Source organism: Virgibacillus salexigens, assembly GCF_014905415.1.
Classification (GTDB): domain Bacteria; phylum Bacillota; class Bacilli; order Bacillales; family Amphibacillaceae; genus Virgibacillus; species Virgibacillus salexigens.
The window spans coordinates 1-384 of sequence record NZ_BNEO01000045.1 but is presented as its reverse complement, the minus strand read 5'-3'; the positions used below and the strand labels follow the sequence as shown (position 1 = coordinate 384).

Genomic DNA, 384 nt, shown 5'->3' with positions numbered 1-384 from the left:
AAAATCAACTTGGGCTCCTTCTTCGCGTAGTCGTACAACAGGATACCATAGCTCAAGATCCTCAAAATCTTGTTCAACTAATGCTATCACCTTTTTTCCTTCTAATCGCATATTCAACCTCCGTCTCTACATCTTTTATATATGTTAGTTTAACAAACTTGAAAGAGAGGAGGGAAGTAGAATGATTGCACCGCTTTTCCCTTTATCTTTTTTTATCAAGGTATTCATTCATAGAGGATGCTAACCGTTTGGCAAAAAACTGTGCACCTGCCCAAAAAAGAATGTAAGCGGAGATAAATAATAATGCACCGATTAGAAAAGAAAGTGGTTGAAATGGCAGCCAGTCAACCGCAAAAGCAATGATAAAATAAACGGTAATCGAAA

2 pseudogenes are annotated in these 384 nt (G+C 37.2%); both read right to left on the bottom strand.

What is annotated here, in order from left to right:
- Positions 1-111 (bottom strand): annotated as a pseudogene (locus tag JKP73_RS22150) (type 1 glutamine amidotransferase domain-containing protein); the annotation flags it as partial.
- Positions 112-202: 91 nt separating this feature from the next.
- A pseudogene (locus JKP73_RS22145) lies at positions 203-384 on the bottom strand (DUF3021 family protein); the annotation flags it as partial.